Annotated in this window: 18 protein-coding genes and 1 pseudogene; 8 read left to right on the top strand and 11 right to left on the bottom strand. The window is 71.2% G+C overall.

Features of this window, described 5'->3' with window-relative positions; all coding sequences use genetic code 11:
* Positions 1-199: 199 nt before the first annotated feature.
* The 3 genes from OG390_RS16435 to OG390_RS16425 all read right to left on the bottom strand — a co-directional run bounded on the left by OG390_RS16435 (position 200) and on the right by OG390_RS16425 (position 3,552).
* A complete protein-coding gene (locus tag OG390_RS16435) occupies positions 200-1,666 on the bottom strand; it encodes a GAF domain-containing sensor histidine kinase (RefSeq protein WP_406168656.1) in 1,467 nt (488 codons plus the stop codon).
* Between the two features lie 24 nt (positions 1,667-1,690).
* Complete coding sequence (locus tag OG390_RS16430; protein WP_406168654.1) at positions 1,691-2,728, bottom strand: rod shape-determining protein; 1,038 nt, start codon at positions 2,726-2,728, stop codon at positions 1,691-1,693.
* 446 nt (positions 2,729-3,174) lie between these two features.
* Entirely contained in the window at positions 3,175-3,552 is a 378-nt protein-coding gene (locus OG390_RS16425; RefSeq protein ID WP_406177699.1) for a CU044_2847 family protein, read from the bottom strand.
* Between the two features lie 224 nt (positions 3,553-3,776).
* Between OG390_RS16425 and OG390_RS16420 the strand changes: the two genes are divergently transcribed.
* Positions 3,777-7,403: a S8 family serine peptidase gene (locus OG390_RS16420; RefSeq protein WP_406168652.1), complete on the top strand. Its 3,627-nt coding sequence runs from the start codon at positions 3,777-3,779 to the stop codon at positions 7,401-7,403.
* Positions 7,404-7,473: 70 nt separating this feature from the next.
* On the opposite strand, the gene OG390_RS16415 is transcribed toward OG390_RS16420, so the two are convergent.
* From OG390_RS16415 to OG390_RS16405, 3 genes are all read right to left on the bottom strand, one after another.
* The gene (locus OG390_RS16415) at positions 7,474-8,814 is read right to left on the bottom strand and encodes a carboxyl transferase domain-containing protein (protein ID WP_406168650.1); all 1,341 of its coding nucleotides are present in this window, start codon (positions 8,812-8,814) and stop codon (positions 7,474-7,476) included.
* Positions 8,807-10,288: an acyl-CoA synthetase gene (locus OG390_RS16410; protein WP_406168648.1), complete on the bottom strand. Its 1,482-nt coding sequence runs from the start codon at positions 10,286-10,288 to the stop codon at positions 8,807-8,809. Before OG390_RS16410 ends, OG390_RS16415 begins: the two co-directional genes overlap by 8 nt.
* Positions 10,289-10,417: 129 nt before the next feature.
* Entirely contained in the window at positions 10,418-10,891 is a 474-nt protein-coding gene (locus tag OG390_RS16405) for a hypothetical protein (protein ID WP_406168646.1), read from the bottom strand.
* Positions 10,892-11,213: 322 nt separating this feature from the next.
* Between OG390_RS16405 and OG390_RS16400 the strand changes: the two genes are divergently transcribed.
* The 6 genes from OG390_RS16400 to OG390_RS16375 all read left to right on the top strand — a co-directional run bounded on the left by OG390_RS16400 (position 11,214) and on the right by OG390_RS16375 (position 16,385).
* Positions 11,214-11,771 carry a GntR family transcriptional regulator gene (locus tag OG390_RS16400; RefSeq protein ID WP_406168644.1) on the top strand — a complete coding sequence of 186 codons (558 nt, stop codon included), beginning with the start codon at positions 11,214-11,216 and terminating at the stop codon, positions 11,769-11,771.
* The gene (locus OG390_RS16395; RefSeq protein WP_406168642.1) at positions 11,752-12,531 is read left to right on the top strand and encodes a GntR family transcriptional regulator; all 780 of its coding nucleotides are present in this window, start codon (positions 11,752-11,754) and stop codon (positions 12,529-12,531) included. Before OG390_RS16400 ends, OG390_RS16395 begins: the two co-directional genes overlap by 20 nt.
* 593 nt (positions 12,532-13,124) lie before the next feature.
* On the top strand, positions 13,125-13,652 hold the full coding sequence (locus tag OG390_RS16390; protein WP_406168640.1) for a GNAT family N-acetyltransferase: 528 nt from the start codon (positions 13,125-13,127) through the stop codon (positions 13,650-13,652).
* 287 nt (positions 13,653-13,939) lie between these two features.
* Positions 13,940-14,548, top strand: a complete 609-nt coding sequence (locus OG390_RS16385) for a transcriptional regulator (RefSeq protein ID WP_406168638.1) — start codon at positions 13,940-13,942, stop codon at positions 14,546-14,548.
* Positions 14,545-15,153 (top strand): toxin-antitoxin system, toxin component family protein, encoded by a 609-nt coding sequence (locus OG390_RS16380; RefSeq protein ID WP_406168637.1) that lies wholly within the window; start codon positions 14,545-14,547, stop codon positions 15,151-15,153. Before OG390_RS16385 ends, OG390_RS16380 begins: the two co-directional genes overlap by 4 nt.
* Positions 15,154-15,167: 14 nt before the next feature.
* Positions 15,168-16,385 (top strand): MAB_1171c family putative transporter, encoded by a 1,218-nt coding sequence (locus OG390_RS16375; RefSeq protein ID WP_406168635.1) that lies wholly within the window; start codon positions 15,168-15,170, stop codon positions 16,383-16,385.
* A gap of 11 nt (positions 16,386-16,396) precedes the next feature.
* On the opposite strand, the gene OG390_RS16370 is transcribed toward OG390_RS16375, so the two are convergent.
* Positions 16,397-17,464 (bottom strand): MerR family transcriptional regulator, encoded by a 1,068-nt coding sequence (locus OG390_RS16370; protein ID WP_406168633.1) that lies wholly within the window; start codon positions 17,462-17,464, stop codon positions 16,397-16,399.
* Between the two features lie 134 nt (positions 17,465-17,598).
* On the opposite strand from OG390_RS16370, the gene OG390_RS16365 reads away from it, so the two are divergent.
* A complete protein-coding gene (locus OG390_RS16365) occupies positions 17,599-18,507 on the top strand; it encodes a RimK family alpha-L-glutamate ligase (RefSeq protein WP_406168631.1) in 909 nt (302 codons plus the stop codon).
* Here the strand turns inward: OG390_RS16365 and OG390_RS16360 are convergent.
* The 4 genes and pseudogenes from OG390_RS16360 to OG390_RS16345 form a co-directional block, all read right to left on the bottom strand.
* Entirely contained in the window at positions 18,488-19,081 is a 594-nt protein-coding gene (locus OG390_RS16360; protein WP_406168629.1) for a hypothetical protein, read from the bottom strand. The two genes, OG390_RS16365 and OG390_RS16360, sit on opposite strands and share 20 nt — an antisense overlap.
* Positions 18,987-19,864, bottom strand: a pseudogene (locus OG390_RS16355) (FkbM family methyltransferase). The gene OG390_RS16360 and the pseudogene OG390_RS16355 overlap by 95 nt, the downstream one beginning before the upstream one ends.
* 20 nt (positions 19,865-19,884) lie before the next feature.
* Positions 19,885-20,112 carry a Trm112 family protein gene (locus OG390_RS16350; RefSeq protein WP_406168628.1) on the bottom strand — a complete coding sequence of 76 codons (228 nt, stop codon included), beginning with the start codon at positions 20,110-20,112 and terminating at the stop codon, positions 19,885-19,887.
* The gene (locus tag OG390_RS16345; RefSeq protein ID WP_406177697.1) at positions 20,109-21,014 is read right to left on the bottom strand and encodes a hypothetical protein; all 906 of its coding nucleotides are present in this window, start codon (positions 21,012-21,014) and stop codon (positions 20,109-20,111) included. The genes OG390_RS16350 and OG390_RS16345 overlap by 4 nt, the downstream gene beginning before the upstream one ends.
* Between the last annotated feature and the right edge of the window lies 1 nt (position 21,015).

Here is a 21,015-nt window from a genome sequence, read left to right as displayed (position 1 = left end):
GTGGCGGCTCACGGTGGTGTGGGTTGCGTGCAGCGGTGGCGGCTCACGGTGGTGTGGGTTGCGTGCAGCGGTGGCGGCTCACGGTGGTGTGGGTTGCGTGCAGCGGTGGCGGCTCACGGTGGTGTGGGTTGCGTGCAGCGGTGGCGGCTCACGGTGGTGTGGGTTGCGTGCAGCGGTGGCGGCTCGCCGGGGTGACGGCTCACAGCGGTGACTGCCAGGTGAACGTGGTGCCCGCGCCGCCGTCACCCGTGGCGCCGTCGTCGTGGACCGTCAGGCGGACACCCGCGCGGCTGTCGGGCAGGGTCGCCGTCGCGTCGACCGTGACATCGATGCGGGATACCCCGGCGCGGCGGGACGCGACGGCCAGCGCGCGGCGCAGGCTCGCGAGCAGATGGCCGGCCGCGGACTCCGAGACCAGGCTCTCCACGGCGCCGGTGAATCGCGTGGACGGCCGGAAGCCGAGGACCGCCGCCGCGCCGGCCGTCTCGCGCAGCACCTTGCCGCGGAACGTCGTGGGGGCGTCCACCGGGGGCTGCTGCAGCGCGAAGATGGCCGTACGGACCTCCTGGACGGTGGACTGCAGCTCGTCGACAGCCTGGCCGATCGTTTCGTGCACGTCCTCGCCCGAGCCGCCGGTGTCCGTGTCACCGCCGGTGCCGACGCTCCTGCGCTGTGTGGATTCGAGCATCATGCCGGTCGCGAACAACCGCTGGACGACCAGATCGTGCAGATCGCGCGCGATACGGTCACGGTCCTCGTAGACCGCCAGGCGCTCGCGGCTGTGCTGGGCGTCGGCGAGGACCAGGGCCAGCGCGGCCTGCGAGGCGAACTGCGTGGCCAGCAGTCGTTCCACGGAGGTGTACGGCCGGTCGCCCCGCCGGCGCGGAAGCGCGAGTGTGCCGATGAGCCGGCCGCCCGACTGAAGGGGAAGCATCATGCTGGGCCCGAAGCGCGTCCGTACATGGGTCGTCATCCGGGGGTCGGTCGCGGAGTCGTCGATGAACACCGGCTCGCCGCCCAGGAGTTGTTCGAGAACCGGGCTGCCGGGCGCGATCGTGGTGCCCACGATGTCGCCGGCGTCCTCGAGCGTGGAGGCGGTCACGATCTCCATGCCGCCGTCCACCGTCGGCTGGAGGATGACGCCCGCCGAGGCGTCGGCGAGGATCCGGGCACGGTCGGCGACGGTCGTCAGCGCGTCGGCGGCGGCCTCACCGGAGAGCAGCGCGGTGGTGACGGCCGCGGCGCCCTCGATCCACCGCTCGCGCTGCCGGGCCGTCTCGTACAGCCGGGCGTTGGCGATCGCGATGCCCGCCTGAGCGGCGAGGACACGCAGCAGCTGTTCGTCCTGGTCGGTGAACGGGCCACCGGACTTCTCGGCGAGGCACAGGTTCCCGAACACCTCGTCATTGACGCGGATGGGGACGCCCAGGGAGTCGTCCGTGCGCCCCACGAAACTCCTTCGGCCGGACTCGGGCAGCCCCGCCGTACGGATCTCCCTCGGCCCGTCGTACCCCGGGTCGGCCATGCTCAGCGCCGCGTACCGGGCCCCCGTCAGCTCGGCGGCGCCGTCCACGATGCGCTGGAGCGTGGTCCGCAGTTCGAGGTCGGTACCGACGCTGAGGACGGCTTCCAGGAGGGCCGGGAGGCGGGGGACGGGGTCGGTCATACGGGGCCCCGGAACGCTGGGCTCTCAGCTCGCCAGCGGGTTGAGGATCAGCGGCTCGATCTTGCCCTCCAGCATGTAGCCGAGCCCCTGCACGGCACACACGTCGGGCCGCTCGGCAATGTGCACCGGCATGCCCGTCGCCTGCCGCAGCATCTGGTCAAGGCCCGGCAGCAGCGCGCTGCCGCCGACCATCATGATCCCGCGGTCCGCGAGGTCGGCCACCAGGTCCGGCGGGCAGGCGCGCAGCACCTTCCCGATCCCGTCGAGCACCGCGGTCAGCAGGGTCTGGATGGCATCGCGTACGGCGGCGGTGTCGACCTGCACGGAACGGGCCAGGCCGGTCGCCACGTCACGCCCGTGGATCTCCGTCGACGCAGGGCCGTGCGGGGTGAGCCCGTTGCCGGAGAGGGCGAGCTGCAGGGGCCGTACGGCCTGACTCGGCAGCATCAGCTCGTGCTGATGCCGCAGGTGCTGCACGATCGCGTGGTCGACGGCCTCACCGCCCACCGGGACGCGCCCGGCGGTGACGATCGAGCCCAGCGACAGCACGGCGAGCTGGGTCGCGGCGGCCCCGCACACCATCACCATGGTGGCCTCGGGCTGCTCGACGGGCAGACCGCACCCGACCGCGGCGGCGATCAGCGTGTCGACCAGCTCGACCCGGCGCGCCCCCAGCCCCACCAGCGTCTCGATCGCGGCGCGCTGCGCCAGCGGGTCGGCGTCGTGCGGGGTGCAGGCGGCGGCCCGCAGCCGCGGCTTGCGGCGCAGGGTTCGGCGCACCTTGTCGCCGAGCAGCTGACGCAGCATGCGCTGGGCCATCTCGATGTCGACGACCGTGCCACCGCTCACCGGCCGGACAACACGGATGTAGTCCGGTGTACGGCCCGTCATCTTCTCCGCGAACTCGCCGACCGCGATCAGCGCGCCCGTCTTCGTGTTGATCGCGGCGACGCTCGGCTGGTCGACGACCAGACCCGCGCCCTTCACGTACACACGGGTCCGCGCCGCGCCCAGGTCTACGGCGAAGTGACAGCGGCGCAGCTGCTCCAGACTGTCGGTCATGGCAGGTCCTCCCGAGAGCGCAGACCGTGGGGTCCCGCCGGGCGGCGGTCCTCTCTCGCATTGTGCGGTCCCCAAGGAGGTGTCGCCTTCTGTGGGGGGCCGGGCGGGGTGCGGCTGGATGGGTGGTCTTCGGACGGGATACGCGTCCAGGAGGTGCGCACCGCGTCGAGTATCGATTCCAGGGACGTGATGGTCTGCTCGCAGCCCGCCCGGGTCAGCCGCCGCTCGATCCCCGTCTGCCGGGTGAGTGTCCTGCCCGTCCCAGCCGCCGTGCGCGAGCACCTTCGCGTGGAGCGCGTCCTCGCCCTGCGCGAAGGAAACGTTCACCGCGTCCGTAGCGCTGCGCGCCACCACGTGCGCGCAGGTCAGCACGTGCCGCTCAGTGACGAGGAACCCCGCGCCCGTCTCCCGCCCGCAACTGATCCTGGCGTGGCAGGAGGCGCTCGTCATGGCCGCGTGGCGGTCCCGGGGGAGCCGGACCCGGACCCGTCGGACCGCGGCTCCGGCCGCTCGGGCGCCCAGGAGAGCTTGACCACCAGATGGCCCTCGACCGCGCTCTTGGCGATCAACGCGCCCGCCTCCGCAGTGAGTTTGACCCCGAAATCGATCTCCACGGAGTCGGGGCGCAGGCTGCCGTCGCGGAACACCCGCAACGCGGACTCCGCGGCGGCCCGTACACCCTCCAGGGAGCCCTCGAAGGTGCGGGTCGCCTGGACCGCGCCGTCGTCGCCCCGTGCGACGAGGCGAGAGCCGGACTCGTCCTCGATGCCCTCGACAACGATCACGGCGCCGTCGTCGGACTTGAACTCCACCAGGCCGTCCATGAAGCCGAGACCCCGTTGTGCGTGACGTCCACTCATCTTCATTGTCGGGGACGGTACTTCGCACTGTCCCGGTTTCCGCCGTTCGTACCCGCCCGTCCTGGCGGGAAGCCGCCAGGGCGCCTTCCCGCCAGGTTCCGTCAACTCCCCCGCAACACAAGCGCCCCGACACTCTTCGCAGCGCAGCAACACAGCAGAGCCCGGGCGCCGACGAAGAGAGGGCACACATGACCAGAGGAGCAGCGAGACACGGGACCGCGCTGTTGTCGGCCGGGCTCGTGCTCGCCCTGTTGCCGATGGGGCAGGCGGGCGCGCAAGAAGCCGGTTCTGTGTCGGCCCGGGCCGCCTCCGCAGCCCGCACCGTCACCCTCGTCACCGGCGACAAGGTGACCGTCACCGATCTCGGCGGCGGCAAGAAGACCGTCACCGTCGAGCGCCCCGAGGGGGCCACCGGCGCCGTGCGCACCCAGGTGGCGAACGGCGCCGTCAGCGTCGTACCGGACGAGGCGCTGCCGTATCTGCGGGCGGGCACCCTGGACCGGCGGCTGTTCGACGTGAGCGAGCTGATGCGTCAGGGGCTCACCGACCAGAAGACCGACGAGCTGCCGCTGATCGTGACGTACGGGAAGAAGAGCGGCACAGCCACGCCACGCGCGGCCGTAAGGACGCGCGCGCTGCCGAGCATCCGCGGTGCCGCCCTCGACGCGCACAAGGGGCGGACGTTCTGGAAGGCCATGACCCGCCAGGACGGGATCGGCAAGGTCTGGCTCGACGGGCGCGTCAAGGCCGACCTGGCCGAGAGCAACGCGCAGATCGGCACGCCGAAGGCCTGGGAGGCCGGGCTCACCGGGAAGGGGGTCACCGTCGCCGTCCTCGACACCGGTGTCGACACCGGCCACCCCGACCTGGCGGACAGGGTCTCGCAGACCAAGAGCTTCATCGACGGGCAGGAGGTCGCCGACCGCAACGGGCACGGCACCCACGTCACGTCGACCGTCGGCGGCAGCGGTGCCGCCTCCGGCGGTACGGAGAAGGGTGTCGCCCCCGGTGCCACGCTCGCCGTCGGCAAGGTGCTCAGCGACCAGGGCTCGGGCAGCGAGTCTCAGATCATCGCCGGTATGGAGTGGGCCGCGCGCGATGTGCACGCCAAGGTGATCTCCATGAGCCTCGGCTCGACCGAGGCCAGTGACGGCACCGATCCCATGGCCGAGGCGGTCGACACCCTGTCCGAGGAGACCGGCGCCCTCTTCGTCATAGCCGCCGGAAACACCGGCGCCCCCTCTTCCATAGGCTCGCCCGGCGCCGCCGACTCCGCGCTGACCGTCGGCGCGGTGGACTCCGAGGACCAGGCCGCCTACTTCACCAGCGCCGGACCGCGCTACGGGGACAACGCGCTCAAGCCCGACCTCTCCGCCCCCGGCGTCGACATCCTCGCCGCCCGCTCCCAACTGGTGAGCGGCAGCGGCTACTACACCTCCATGAGTGGTACGTCGATGGCGACGCCGCACGTCGCGGGCGTGGCCGCGCTGCTCGCCGAGAAGCACCCCGACTGGACCGGCGACCGGCTCAAGGACGCGCTGATGTCGACGTCGAAGCAACTCGACGCGTCCGCCTATGTGCTGGGCTCGGGGCGGGTGAGTGTTCCGGACGCGATCGACGCTGCCGTGACCGCCACCGGGAGCGCCGACCTCGGCTTCTACAGCTGGCCGTACGACGCGAACAAGCCCGTCACGAAGACGGTGACGTACAGCAACTCCTCCGACAGCGCGGTCGAGTTGAGCCTCGCCGTACGGGGTGCCACTGACGGCGTCGCGACCCTCGCCGACGCCACGCTCACCGTGCCCGCGCGCGGCACCGCGTCCACGACGGTGACGGGTGACGGCTCCAAGGCGCCCGTGGGCAACACCTCCGGGCAGATCGTCGCGTCCGTCGCCGGCACCCCCGTCGCGCACACCGCGTTCGGGCTGGTCAAGGAGGAGGAGCGGTACACGCTCACCGTCCATGTCAAGGACCGGGAGGGCGCCGCCACGGCAGCCGACGTCGTGGTCCAGCAGCTCGCCCAGGGTGTGGACCCGTACCCCGCGCCGGTCGGTGACTCCGGCACACTGAAGCTCCGGCTGAAGCCGGGCACGTACAGCCTCACGTCCTTCCTCGACGTGCACGGCAGCCACGGCGCGGACTCGCTCGGCCTCGGGTTCCTCGCGGCGCCCGAGATCACGCTGGACCGGGACCGCGAAGTCACGTTGGACGGGCGGCAGCTGAAGGAACTCAGGGCGAAGGCCGACCGGCGGACCGAGACCCGGCAACTGCTGATGGAGTACGACCGGAACGCGGGCGGTTCCGACCTGTTCGGAGCCGTACAGGTGCCCGTCAAGTACGACAGCGTCTTCGCCGCGCCGACCGCGAAGGTGACGCAGGGCAGCTTCGAGTACCGGACGGTGTGGCGGCTCGGAAAGCCGCTGCTGGAGGTCGACGGCATCGGCGAGGCGGTCGTCCAGTCGGGCGGCACGCTGATCGAGGGGCGGAGCAGGCTGCCGCTGGTCGATGCCGGTGACGGTGTCTTCTCGGGGAAGGACGTACGCGGCAAGGCCGTGCTCGCACGGCTCGCCGACGGCGTCGAACCGGCCGCGCTCGCCCAGGCCGCCCAGGACGCGGGCGCCAAGGCAATGTTCGTCACCGACGACACGGCCGGGCGGTTGAACGCCTGGTTCGGCACCGACGACAACACTGACCGGCCGCTGCAGATCGCCACGGTGAACGCGGCGGACGCGGCACGGCTGCGGGCGGCCGAGCAGGTCGAGATGACCGGAACGCGTAACACGCCGTACGTGTACGACCTCTCGCAGGGCCACCAGGGCGCCATCCCGCGCGGAGACCTCACCTATGAGCCCGGCAAGGGTGAACTTGCCGTGCTGGACGCCAGGTTCCACGCCGTGAAGCCCGTGTCGGGCGGCGAGTTCCGGTACTCGATCACCGGCGCCTTCCCCATCGGGATCGGCTTCCAGGAGCGGATCGACTACCCGGCCGAGCGGACCGACTACGTCTCCACGGGCGCCGGGCAGCTGTGGCACGAGTCCGTGAGCGTCGGGCCGGGCACGCTCGAGGAACGCGGCGGACTGATCGCCTACCGGGGTGGCACGCACCCGACGCTCAACTGGTTCAAGCCCGTCTGGCACCCCTGGCTCGGCACCGGACTCGGCTGGGGTCAGCAGCGCGCGGGCAACCGGATCCAGTTCAACACGCCAGGCTGGGGCGACTCCGGGCCCGACCACACCGGCTTCGGCGACGTGTGGAGCGACGACACCGGGATGACCCAGTTCACGGAGGTGTACCAGGACGGTTCCCTGGTCGACCGGCGGATGAGCTCGGGCGCGTACGTCTGGGACGCGCCCGCCGACGAGCACACGTACAAGGTCGTCACGGACACGGCTTTGGACGCGGACCGCTGGAAGCTGTGCACGAAGGGCCACACCGAGTGGACCGTCAGATCGGCGGCCACCCCCGAGGACCACTTCACGTTCCTGCCGCTCCTCAACCTCGGATACGACGTCGACACCGACCTCGCGGGCGATGTGCCCGGCGGCAGCCGGGTGCCGGTGGGCATCCACGCCGAGTATGTGAAGGGTGCGCCGGACACCGGGACCATCGGGGGCGGGAAGCTCGAGGTGTCGTACGACGACGGGAATACGTGGAAGGAGGTGCGGGCGGTCCAGCTCTCCGGTGGCAAGGCGTCCTGGACGGGGACGCTGAGCGTGCCGCGCGGTGCGGAGTTCCTCTCGCTGCGGGCCTCGGCCCGTGACGACCAGGGCGGCTCGGTGAGCCAGGAGATCATCCGGGCGGTGGGAGTGCGGTAGCCGGCCCGGGTGCCTTGTGCGGGTGGTGCCGGCTCCGCTTGGGAGGGGGGAGCCGGCACCACCGATCCGTTCATGTCCCGGGGATTTCCGTGATGCCCCGGATCACCCCCAGGTCCAGCAAGTCCTGGGGACGGATGCGGAGTTGGCCGGCCGTCGCTTCCACCTCCCCCGGGGTCCGCTTCAGGATCGCGGCCGCGAGCTCGGGTGCGATGACCGAGAAGTAACTGTCCGGCGCGGCCCACGTGTTGCCGGGTGCGGCCAGCGCGAGCGCGCCGCCCGAGCCGCCCTCGCCGATCACCAGCGTGGTGACCGGCGTACGGGCGGTGGCCACCGCGGCGAACAGGTCCGCGATCGCCGCGCCGGCGCCCTGGCGCTCCGCGTCGGCGTCGTTGGCGGCACCGGGCGTGTCGACCAACGTCAGTACGGGGATGCCGAGCCGGCCCGCGAGCCGGATCAGCCGGGCGGCGGTGCGGTATCCGGCGGGCCGGGTGGCGGTGCCGCACTGGGCGGCGTAGGCGAGGGGTCGTCCGTCCCGCGCGAGGCCGAAGCCGCACAGCATGCCGTCGTCGGTGCCGCCGCAGCGGTCGCCGCTGATGGCTGCCCGGTGGGTGAAGTACGCGTCCAAGTAGGTCTCGGCGCGTGGGCGTTCGGCGGAGCGGGCGCGCCGCACGGCGTCCCAGCCGGTGGCGGGGAGCTCGCGTGCGCCCAGGGCGGGCGGGACCCGCGCGGCCTCGGCCGACGGCTTGGTGAGCAGGCCCAGCCACCGCGCGAGCGCGCCCCGCAGCTCCTCGGTCCGTACGACGGCGTCCACCGCCCCCGCCGCCAGTTGGGCCTCCGCCGTGTACGCGGCCGGGTCCGCGTCGGGCGGGCGGACCCGGGAGCCCGCGAAGCCCACCTGGACGCCGGGCAACGCCAGGGTCACGTCGGCACCCGCGCCCAGCGTGGCCCAGCCGCCACCCGTCGTCGGGTCCCGCAGCACGGCGATCTGTGCGAGCCCGGCCTCGCGGGCGAGCGCCGACTGCCGGGCCACGCGCTGGAGCTGGGTGAGCGCGAGCATGCCCTCCTGCATCCGGCTGCCGCCCGTGGCGACGAGCGAGACGACGGGGAGGCGGTGCTCACGGGCGTGGGTGTACGCAGCTTCGAGGCGGTCGCCGGTGCGCTCGCCGAGCGAGCCGCCGAGGAAGCCGAACTCGAAGGCGATCAGCACGGCGGGGGTGTCGCCGATGACCGCGGTGCCGCAGACGACGGACTCGTCCTCACCGGTGCGAGCGGCGGCGCGGGCGCGCGAGTCGTCGTAACCCTGCCAGGAGAGTGGGCCGTTTGGTGGGAACTCCCTTATGGGAGAGGGGAGTTCCGTGAAGCGGTCGGTGACCAGGGCGATGGTCTCGCGCGCCGAGAACCGCTCAGTCACGCGGCAGCGCCCGCTTCAGGATCTTGCCCATGTCGTTGCGGGGCAGGGACTCCAGGAAGCGCACGGTACGTGGCCGTTTGTGCGGGGCGAGACGGCGGGCCACCTGATCGGACAACTCGTCGGCGGATGGCGGTGATTGGGGATCCGAGGGCACGATCCAGGCCACGATCCGCTCGCCCAGGTCGTCGTCGGGCTCACCGGTGACGGCGGCCTCGCGCACCGCCGGATGCTCGAGCAGCGCGTTCTCGATCTCCCCGGCGCCGATCTTGTAACCGCCGCTCTTGATCAGGTCGGTGGCCTTGCGGCCGACGATGCGTACCGAGCCGTCGGGGTCGAGGACCGCCATGTCGCCGGTGCGGAACCAGCCGTCCTCGGTGAACGCGGCGGCGGTGGCGTCGGGCCGGTTCAGGTACTCGGTGAAGAGGTTCGGCCCGCGCACCTGGATCTCGCCGACGCTCTCGCCGTCGTACGCGCCCGTGGGGGTGCCATCGGTGTCGTACCCGGCGATCGTCGTCCCGTCCTCCTCGACGAGCCGCAGGTCGACGCCGGGCAGCGGCACGCCCACGGTGCCGGGGCGCGCCGCACCGTCCACCCTCACGCTCGTGTTCATCAGCGTCTCGGTCATCCCGTACCGCTCGACGACCCGGCCCCCGGTCGCGGCCGTGATCCGCTCGTGGTCGTGCACCGGCAGCGCGGCGGAACCCGACACGAGGAGTCGCGCCCGGCCGAGCGCCTTGGCCAGCTCCACGTCCTCGCTGAGCGCCTCGGCGAGCCGGTGGTACATCGTCGGCACCCCGAACAGCATCGTCGCGCCGCCGTTCAGCTCGCGCGCCACACCCTCCGCGCTGAACCGCCCCAGATGCCGTACGGAGCCGCCGCGCCGCAGCGGCCCCAGCATGCCCAGGATCAGCCCGTGCACATGGAACAGCGGCAGCCCGTGCACCAGCACGTCGTCACCGGTCCACTGCCAGGCGTCGGCCAGCGCGTCCAGCGTCGAGGCGATCGAGCGACGCGGGATCACGGCGCCCTTGGGCGGGCCCGTGGTGCCGGAGGTGTAGACGATGAGGGCGGGGGCGGCGGGGTCCGCCTCGGCGGGCGGTACGGCCGTTCCGGCGCTGTGCGTCTGGATGTCGATCTGCTCCAACACCCGTACGGTTTCGGGAAGTTCGTCGCCGCGACCGGCGAGCAGCAGCGACGGCGCACTGTCGCCGAGAATGTGGCCCAACTCGCCCTCTCCCGACTTCGGGTTGAGCGGCACGGCGGGCACTCCGGCGAGCAGCGCGGCCACGACACCGACGGCCGTCTCCAGGGTCGGTGTCGCCCACACGGCGACCCTCCCGGCACCGACGAGCCGCCCGGCGAGTTCACCCGCCGAGGCGGCGAGCTGCGCGTACGTCAGGGACCGGTCACCGAACCGCAGCGCGGACCGCTCCGCGACCGAACCGCCCACCAGGGCCGGAAAGAGGGAGGACACGCGTACTCCTTGCCAGTAGGGAGCTTTCCATGGGGCACCGTCTCCACCGTTCCTACACCACCGCGAGGGAAACCGCCGGAGCACGAGAGGGCCGGCCCCGCGAGCTCCGCCCGGAGCCGATGGCACGCACTACCCGATGACGCTCCGGTAGTGGGTCGTCAGTCTCCCGTCCGCGTCCAGCACATGGAACGCGAGCGCGGGCGGGAGATCGAGGTGGACGTGGTCCTCCGCGTGGGCGCGGTGTTCCCACGGGAGGCGGAGGGACGAGACGACACCAGGGGCCACGAGGAGGGGACGGCCGGCGAAGGTGGAGGCGGCGGGAGTGTGGGCGTGGCCGGTGAGAAAGGCGGTGAGATGGGGGTGGCGGGCGGTCAGGTCGGCCAGGGGCTGCTCGTCCAGGAGGCGGATGCCGTCGACGTAGGGGGTGTTGAGGGTCACCGGGGGATGGTGGAACGCGACCAGGACCGGGGACGTGGCCCGCGTCAGGACCTCGTCCAGCCAGGCCAACGTCTCCTCGTCCAGGTGGCCGTGGTCCTTGCCCGGCACCGACGAGTCGCACAGGGCGAGGGTGAGGCCGGGCGCGTGGTGGACCTGATTCGGCACTCCATGGAGTACCGCGTTGGTGGCGAGTTCCGAGACGCACAGCCTTATGTCGTCATCGCGGTCAGTGATCCCCTATTCCGCAAGTGTGGAGAGAACGAACTCGCGTGCCACGCGGACAGAGCCGCGCGACCGGGGGAACCGCCGGTGCCGAAGAAGGGACACGATGAACCACCACCTTGATCCTGAGGGGTACGATCCCTGGCAAGTTACTGCTATTCGCGAAAAGCGGCAAGATTGCCCAAGGGTGGTTCTCGGTGCCAACTCGCTTACTGTGTAAAGCGGCAAGGCTGGTTGGGCGCGCAGAAGCGAGGGAGGAGGGGCCATGAGTGCCGGTGAATGGATCAGTACCTCCATGCCGTATCTGACGCCGCGTGAGCACGGGCAGTTGGACGCCTGGAGTGCGGAACTCGCGGCGCGAGGGCGGCGGGGAAGCCAGCGGGTGGTGTACGCGGGGGAGGTGCTGGCGCCTCCCGGAATCGCCGAGCTGCTGGGCGTGTCCGGAGGGGAGACCGTCGTCGTACGTCGGCGCATCATCCACCTTGGCGATGAACCGAGCGAGTTGACGGACACGTACTACCCCCTCGCCATCGCCAGAGGAACCCGGCTCGCATCGACGGCCAAGATCCGTGGCGGGGCGGTGACCCTCCTCGCCGAACTCGGCCATGCGGGGGCCCGGGTACAGGAGGATGTCGTGGCCCGAATGCCGACGGAGGACGAGCGGGGCGTGCTGCGGACCGCAGACGACGAACCGGTCTTGCAGTTGACCCGGCTCACCCTCGATCGCGACGACCGGCCGATCCAAGTCGACCGTATGGTGATGCCCGCCCATCGTCAGCGGCTTCGGTACGAGATCAGGATCGGTGACCGTGCCCAGAGCTGAGGACGACGATTTCGACCGCCGCTCGCTGCATGAGCGGATCGCCGCCGATCTGCGCGACGACATCATGAGCGGAGATCTGCCGCCCGGGGCCAAATTGCCGTCCACGGTGCAGCTCAAGGCCCGCTTCGACGCGTCGAACGCCACCGTGCAGAAGGCGCTGCAGCTCCTCAAGGATGAACGGCTCGTCATCGGGCGTGCGGGCGCCGCCGTGACCGTGCGGGAGCACCGGCAGCGGACGGTGCGACCCGCGGCGTACATGGCGCCCGCCGAACCCGGTGAGCCCTACCGGTGGCTCACCGAGTCGTCCAAGGGCGGGGCGAGGGCTCGGAGCGAGTTGCTTGAGGTGGCGGAGGTGGTCCCTCCGGCGGACATCGCCGAGGCGTTGCGTCTAACGCCGGGCGACTCCGCACTTCTGCGCAGCCAGCGCCTGCTGATCGACGACGAACCGGTGGAACTGGTCGAGTCTTACTACCCGTTGGAGATCAGTCGCGGCACCGCGATGACCAAACGCCACCGGATCAAGGGAGGGACCCCGGCGATCCTCGCGGACCTCGGACACCCGCCTCGGCTCAGTGTGGACCGGGTGTCCGCCCGCGTCCCCACGCAGGAGCAGTACCGAGCGCTGCAACTGCCGAGCGATCTCCCGGTGCTGCGTACCCTCCGCGTGGTGTACAGCGATGGCGATCGGCCCATCGAGGCATCGGTTCTGGTCAAGGCCGGGCACTTGTACGAACTGCGATACGAGTTCACAGCTGAGTGAAGGCGTCCAAGACTCCAGACCGAACGAGCCGTCCTCTGGGGTCCCAGCAGTCCGCTATCTCGATGCCCACTTCAGTCCCACAGCGCCCGCACAGCAGACTCGGACCGGCGGAGCTGTCGGGCCGACAGCAGCCGACCCGGCGTGCGGGGTTGGCATGCGGTCGAAGCAGCACACCGTCGAGGGGATTGATGACGGCGGTCAGGAACTCCCCCGAACCCGTCTCTCCACCCCCAATCCAAACGGCACGGGGTCGAACATGAACGCCCCACGAGGGGCGGTGGACGGCCCGTAGGTGTAGTGCTCCCTGCCGGAGACCCGCTGCAAGGGTTGCCACTCTGCCCGCCGAAGCACTGCCGACAGTGGCCCACCACAACTCCGACACCTGAAAGCCATGAGCATCCCCACCAGCGCGCCGATCGCTTCGCTTCCCGCACGCTACAGGCGCCCACGGAATCACGGCCCTGCCCACAGACAGCCGCCGCGATCGGAGACCGCTGACAGCCACGCCTGACCTGGTGGGGCCGGCGAGCCTGGAGACTGACCGGTGCAGAAAACTGTTGGCCGCCCAGATAGGCCCTGGCGATACTGCCGTCATGGATCCGGTGACTTTCGCGACCGCCCGCCTGCTGTTACGGCCCTTCACTCCCGCCGACGCAGAGGCGGTGTACGCAGCCTGCCAGGATTCCGACATCCAGTACTACACGCCGGCGCCCGCACCGTTCCGGCGCGAGGATGCCGAAAGATACGTCGAGGAGACCGCTCCCCAGGGCTGGGCCACGGACGGCGACCACATCCTCGGCGCCTTCCGCACGGACAACGGCGCGCTGGTTGGTTCCTTCTGTTTGACCAAACGTGACCAGGGAGTCTACGAACTCGGCTACTGGGCAGCCAAAGAGCAGCGCGGCCACGGATACTCCGCAGAGGCCGCGCGGGCGCTGTGCGACTGGGGCTTCAGCGTGCTCAATGCGCACCGAATCGAGTGGTGGGCGATGGTCGGGAACGTAGCCTCCCGCGCACTCGCGGAGAAGCTCGGCTTCACGCTTGAGGGAACCCTCCGCAATCGCGGCATGGTCAACGGCCAACCGCACGACTGGTGGGTGGGCGGACTCCTGAAGCCCTGACTCCACGACACCGGCAGCCGCCGAGCCCTCCCCTCCCCGTGAATCAATGCGAGCCGCCTTCATCCGTACGACGCCATGCGTTGTGCACGCGGCCACCCGGAGATTGCCGCAGGAGCCGCACACGAGGGACACGTCGGACTTGGCGAGGCTGCGGGTGCGCATCTGCTGTCAACGATCGTTCTTGAAGTGGGAACGATCGTTCGGAAAGTGTGGCGTGGGGCGAATCGGCCACGTAGTCTCGGCCATCGGTGCGACAACTTGACGAGTCAACTGCCGGGAGCCCCTTGGTGAGTGAGTCCCCGCCGCCTCTGACCGAGACGCTCGCACGCCTCGATGCGCAGATCGCCGAGAAGAGCCTGGACCGAGGCGAAGTCCTCGACGTGCGTGCCCTGTCGGGGCGGACCGCCGTCCCCGAGGAGGAGGTCCGTGCCCTGCTCGCGGGCGAGGCGCCGCGCGACGACAAGGTGGACGACCGGATCCGGGGGCGCGTGCGCGCGCTGTACGCGGCGTATCTCGCGGAGAGCGGGAAGCGGCCCGCCGACGTGTGCCGGGAGGTCGCCGCCCGGCTCGGCATCAGCGACAAGTGGGCTCGATCCCTGCTCAACGGCGACAAGATGCCGAACGTGCCGGACCTCACCCGGCTCGCCGAGTTCTTTCACCTTCACCAGGGCACGAAGTTCTTCACCGATCCGGCCGCCGTCGCCCTGAACGGCGCGCTTCAACGCACCCTTCAGGAACTTGAAGGCAGCGCGGAGGACGGGCCGCTGCTCAAGTTCACGATCAAGCACGGAGTGGTCACGCTGGCCCTGCGGGGCAAGAGGCTGACTCCCCGCAAGCAGGAGGCGCTCGCGCTCATGCTCGAATCCCTGCTGGGCGGCGAGGAGGCGGAACGATGAAGTTGGCCGCCACCGTCCGCAAGCTCGCCGCAGGCCTGCGCCCGCACCGAGCCGACTCCGGGATGCGGGCCCTCGCCGTCGAACTCAGCCGCGTCCTGCGGAAGCGGTTCGACACCCCGGTCGACGTACGGGAGTTGGCGGATGTCTTGTGCGCGGAGATGAGCAGGCGCCGCGACGGGCGCCCCGTCCAGCTCCGCTTCGAGCGCTTCCCCGACGAGATCGAGGTCACCGGTCTGTGGATGGAGTTCCACGACTTCGACCTCGTCATCATCGAGGAGCGTGCGGAGCCGGTGCAGAAACTCGTCATCCTGGGTCATGAGTTGTGGCACATGACACGGGGGCACCACGACCATCACCTCGAAAGACAGGGCGCGGCCGCCGCCGCCAGCGCCCTGACCGACAGTCCCGACTGGCAGGAGATCGCCCTCACCGTCGCCGCCCGCAACGGATCCCATGAAGCCGACGAGGCGGAGGCCGAGGACTTCGGTCTGCACCTCGCCAGCGTCTTCCGCTCCTGGGTGACCGGCCCCGGTACCCGGGGACCCGTCGACCCGGTGGGCCGCGCCATCCAGGCGTCGCTCGGCTACCGCGGACCCCAGGACTGAAGGACTGACGGGCGATGAATCCCTCCCGCTTCTTCGACGGCCTGTACATCTCCTTCTGGATACCGGCGGCGGTGCTGACCGTCGCTCTGGCGATCAAACTGCCCAGCATCATCAAGCTCTGGAAGGATCCGCTGCTCAGGGCGGTCGGCGGTCTGCTCGTCCTCGCTTGCGGCGTCTTCGTCTTCGCGGCGCCGCCGACCATCGGCTGGACCAACCGCGTCACCGGCGTACCGAACATCTCGGCACCGCTCGTCTACAGTCTCGTCACCGCGTTCGGCGGATCCTGCCTCCTGCTGATCACCGCCTGGCGCAACGGCATCTCCGACCGCTCGGAGACCACCCGGCGCGCCACGCGACGGGTGGTGAGCGTCTACTCGGGCGTGATCGTCGCACTGTGGGTGCTGTTCGCGCTCGCCGACGCCCATGTCGAGCGGGTGCGGGACCTCGACACCTACTACGCCACCACCCCCTTCATGCGCGAAGAGATCGTGCTCTACCTGCTCGCGCACACCGTCGCCTGCCTGATCACCTACCGGCTGATCCGGAACTGGATCCGCACCGACGGACTCGATGTATGGCTGCGCACCGGTCTGAAGCTCCTGGGCGTCGGCTACGCGATGAACCTGCTCTACGACGGCTCCAAGTTCACGGCCGTCTTCTCCCGCTGGACCGGCCACGACCTGGACTGGCTGAGCACCGACCTGTCGCCGCCCGTCGCCTGCGTCTCCGCCATCCTGATCGCGGTGGGGTTCATCCTGCCGAACGCCGGCCAGTACCTGCAGCGCCGTGCGCGCACCCGGCTCAGCCACTGGCGCCTGCGGCCCCTGTACCGGCTGACGCGCACGGCCACCGGCGGCCGCGTCCCCTTCAAACTGAGGGCCACCCCCGAACTGCGCCTGACCCGCCGCGAGACCTTCATCCGGGACGCGCTGCTCCACCTCGCCCGGTACATCGACGAGGACCTGGACCGACGCGCCTACGACGCGGCCCTCGTCCTGGACCGCGACGCCGGCCGGGCGAGGCCGCTCGCCCACGCCCTGACGATCCAGGACGCCATCGAGACCAAGCGCCGTTCCCGGGCGGACGACGCGACCGCCCCCCTGGGCAGCCCGGACATCGAGAACCTCCTGGCCGGCATCGAGGCCGTGTCCCAGGCCCTCCGCCACACCGACGACATCAAGACGGTCCGCGAGCGCGCGGCCGCGGCGGCTGAGAGCGTTCCCACGCCGTAGCCAATGGGACGTCAGCCGGTGGCGGGCTCCACCACATCCGCCACCACACAACTCACGTTGTCCGGCCCGCCGCAGTCGTTCGCCGCGCCGACGAGGGCCCGAACAGCCTCCTCCGGTACGGGACTCGAGGCCAGGATCCGTGAGATCTCCTCCTCCGGTACGACACCGGAGAGGCCGTCCGAGCAGAGCAGGTAACGGTCGCCCGGCCGGGCGTCGTGCAGCCGCAGGTCGGGTACGGGGGCGGGCGCCCCGCTCCCCAACGCCTTGAGGAGCAGGGCACGTTGGGGGTGGGCGGTGGCCTCCTCCGGTGTGAGCCGGCCCTCGTCGATCATCGACTGGACCACGGTGTGGTCGTGGGTGATCCGGGACAGCCCGCCGTCGCGCAGCAGATACGCGCGCGAGTCCCCTATGTGGACCAGCGCGAGCTGGGAGCCGGTCCACACCATCGCGGTGAGGGTGGTGCCGACGTCCTTCCGGTCGGGGGCGATGTCCTGAACGGCCCGGGTGGCGCCCTGAACGGCGTCCTCAAGGAGATTGAGCACACTCCCGGCCGGGAGCGGCTCGTCGTCCAGGAACTTGAGGGCCTCCACGGCCGCCGTACTGGCGGGCGCCCCGCCCGGCCCGCAGCCGTCGGCCACGGCGAGGACGCGGGCGCCCGCGTAGACCGTGTCCTGGTTGGCGCTGCGGACCAGACCGGTGTCGGAGAGGGCGGAGTAACGGAGCTCCAGCATGCTGGTGTCCTTTCTGGGGGACGGTGAGAGATGGTCCACGAGGAACGCCGCCAGATCCCGGCGCGCGGCCGTCTCGGCCTCGACCTGGGCCCAGTAAGCGCGGATCTCCCGCGCGGCCGGCCCCGGCGCCATGGCGCACACCCGCCGGATACGGGCGAGCGGCATCCCGAGCCGCCGCAGCCACGCCACCAGCCGCGCCTGCTCCAGCTGCTCGACCGCGTAGTACCGGTACCCGGTCCCCGGGTCGACCCGGGCGGGCCGCAGCAGCTCCAGCTCGTCGTAGAGCCGCAGCGCCTTGGGCGACAGCCGGCACGCCTTCGCGAAGGCCCCGATCGTCAGCATGTCCATGCGCCCACCCCGTGGTCCGGTCGTCGTTCCTCGTTCCGCCACCGATGCTGGGGCTTCACCAATGGTGAAGGTCAAATGGCTTGTCGTGGTCGCACGGATGGTTGTTAGCCTCCCCGGAGTCCAGTCGTACGAGGATGGAGTCCGCCGTGGCCCGCACAGCCGCCCGCGCCCGTATCGCGCTCGTCACCTACCGGCCGGGGGAGGAGGGGATCAGCGCGGACCGGGATCTGCCCGTGCTGAAGGGGGCTCTCGAGGACGCCGGGGCGGAGGCGGTCGTCGTGTACTGGGACGACGTCGAGGTCGACTGGGGGGCCTTCGACCTCGTCCTGATCCGGTCGACCTGGGACTACAGCTGGCGGGTGGCGGAGTTCGTGGCGTGGGCCGAGCGGTGCGGGGGGCTCACGCGGCTGGCGAATCCGGCGGGGGTCGTGCGGTGGAACACCGACAAGCGGTATGTCGGGGACCTGGCGGCGGCGGGGGTCCCGGTCGTGCCGACCCGGTATCTCGCGCCGGGGGACCCCGTCGAGCTGCCCGAGGACCAGGATTTCGTCGTGAAGCCCACCGCCGGTGCGGGGGCACGGTACGCCGCCCGGTACACACCCGGGGAGCGGGAGACGGCCGTACGGCAGCTCGCGCGGATGCACGACGAGGGGCTGACCGCGATGGTGCAGCCGTACGTGAAGAACATCGACGCCCGTGGTGAGCGGGCGTTGCAGTTCTTCGGCGGGCGGCTGCTGCACGCCAGCCGGAAGGGTGCCGTGCTGGAGCCGGGCACGCCGTTCGACGGGGACAAGGTTCCCCATCCGCGGCTGGAGGCCTGGGAGCCGACGCTCGCCGAACTGGCCGTGGCCGAGCGGGCGTTGGCCGCGGTGCCGGACGGTTCGGACGCCCTGCTCTACGCCCGAGTCGATCTCGTCGACGGCGACGACGGCCGGCCCCGGGTGATGGAGCTGGAGCTGGTCGAGCCGAATCTCTTCCTCTGGCTGCACCCGGAGTCGCTGCCCGCCGTCGTGGAGGGGATCCTCAAGGCTGCTGCCCTTTGACTCCCACTCGTTGCAGCAGCCCCCAGGTGAACTCCGCCGCGCATTCCCGTCGTACGCCCCACGCGTCCGGGGCCGTGAAGGCCAGACCCCAGCGCGTCGGGGCCGTGCCCTCCAGGGGGCGGGCGGGGGCGAAGGCGCGGGCGGCCTCGTCGACCGTGCAGGACCAGGGCGTGAGATCGTCCAGGGTTTCCAGCACCGGGCCGGGGGCGCCGGGGGCCCGCACCAGCCACTCGTTCCAGGCCACCCCGTTGGGTGCGACGAGGACCTCGAAGCGGAGGTCGGGCCAGAGGGGGACGGGCCACAGAAGCGCCTCGCAGGCGAGGTCGCCGATTTGGCGGGGAGTGACCGACTCCGGGGCACCGAGGATCGAGCGCACGCCCCGCGAGCGCGGGGCGTGCAGCATCGCCTGCCAGCGCCGGTTGGCCTCGCGCATGTCGGCGATGGAGACGCCCAGCTCGTGGCGGGCGTCCTCGACGAGGTCAGGGTTGTGGTCGGCCATGCGGCGCAGCAGGACCAGCTGGAAGTCGAGAGGGGTGAAGGGTGTGGTGGGGCGTTTGGCCGGCATGGGGTCCATGGTCGCGTACGCGGGCCTCGCCCGGTCGGCGCCCGTCGGGCAGGAACAGGACCGAGTTGACGTAACGGGGGCCGTGCGGCGGCAGCACCCGACGCAGCAGGCCCTGCGAGACGACGTGTGACGTCTGCGCCTGGTGGGCCTCCAGGGGGAAGGCGGCCAGAGGCAGCCAGGTCGCGCCGGGAAGCACCCAGCCGGCGTAGCCCTGCTCGGTGAGGTACTCGACGACCGGGGTGATCGGCTGGATACGGGACTCCAGTTCGATGAACAGGGCCGGGCGGTCGCGGGCGAGCAGGGTCCGCGCACCGCGCAGCACCGCCGGCTCGTTGCCGTCCACGTCGATCTTGATGAAGCCGACATCACGCAGGTCCAGGCTGTCGAGGGTCAGACACGGAACCTTCAGCGCGCGGGCGTGGATGTCCCTGCGGACGAGGGAGGACACACCTCGGTCGCCCGCGTCGTCCGGCGGCAGCCACAGGTGGGCCGTGCCCCGGTGGTCGGAGGCTGCCGCGCGGATGACACGGACGTTCCCGGGGCTGACGGCGGAGAGGAGTCCGGCCAGATGCGGGACCGGTTCGACGGTCACCACGCGGCGGGCTCGGCCGGCGAGGCGGCGGGTCCAGGGGCCGTACCAGCCGCCCACGTCCACCGCCGTGCCGCAGCCGGGCAGAGGTCGGCGAGCCGGGCCAGTTCGGGTTCGAAGCGCGGGTAGAGGAGCCGGGCGGTGGCGGCGACCAGACGGGTGGGGAGGAAGGGGGCTAGGCGGGCGGCCAGGGTCTTTTTCACACGAGCGGTCCTGGGGTCTGTCAAGGGGCCATCCGTTTGAGGAGCTCCTCGTGCTCGTCCTCCGTGACCTGCTCCCCGGAGGACGGCAGCAGCTGGGGGATGCCGTCGACGATCGGGTAACGGCGGTGCAGCCGTGGGTTGTAGAGGGCCTCCTCGGAGGTCAGGGCCTCATCCGGGACGAGCAGATGCAGCGGGCCCTTGTCGAGCGGGCAGGCCAGGATCTTCAGCAGCGGGTCGTCGGAGTTCATGGGGGCGTCAGCTCCTTGGCACCGATGGGGGGTCGGGGTGCTTCATCGTGCTTGGGCATGGCGAGCAGGACCGACACCGCGAGCGCGGTGCCTGCGAGGCGCAGGGCGAGCCGCACCGGTTCGTGCGGCAGCGCCTCGCCGAACGCGAGCGTGCCGAGCACCGCCGTGAACAGACAGGTCACCGTCGTGCAGACGGGCACGATCAGCGAGGCCCGGCAGCGCTGCAGCGCCGCCTGCGACATGACCAGGCCGAACGCGCCGGTGAAGACAAGGAGATAGGGGTACGGGGAGCGGAGTAGGTCGACCACCGCTCCGCCCAGGCCGCTCGTGGTCAAGTAGCTCGACACACCCTTGATGGCGAGCGAGCTCACGCCGTACAACAGACCCACCGCCACGCCGTACTCGACGCCCGTGGTCGGCATGCGGTGCCGGTGCCTGGAGCGGCGCTCGGCGGCTCCGTACAGCCACACGCCCAGCGAGAGCGACGGCAGACAGACGGTGAGGATCAGCGGCACCGGGGCGCTGCGGCTCACCGTGTCCGTGCCCTCGTGCAGGGACAGCACGACCATCAGCAGCGCGGCGAGGATCGCGCCGAGCGCGTACCGCTCGCGACCGGTCGTCTCCTCGCCGAGCAGCCGGGAGGAGAGCAGCACGAGCAGGACGAGCCCGGAGACGAAGATGCCCTGGGCCGCGGCGATCGGCAGGGTGCGGTAGACGGCGAGCTGGGCGCCGAAGCCCGCGGCGAGGGCCAGCGAGCCGCCGATCCACAGGGGGCTGCCGAGGACCAGTCGCAGCAGCCTGGCGGGACGGCGGATGTCCACCTCGGGCAGGGCCGCCAACGCCCGTTTCTCCAGGACGAATCCGGTGCTGTACAGGACGTTCGCCAGCAGGGCCGCGGCCACT

It is taken from the genome of Streptomyces sp. NBC_00996, assembly GCF_045162675.1.
In the GTDB taxonomy this organism is placed as follows: domain Bacteria; phylum Actinomycetota; class Actinomycetes; order Streptomycetales; family Streptomycetaceae; genus Streptomyces.
This window is presented reverse-complemented; position numbering and strand designations above follow the sequence as displayed.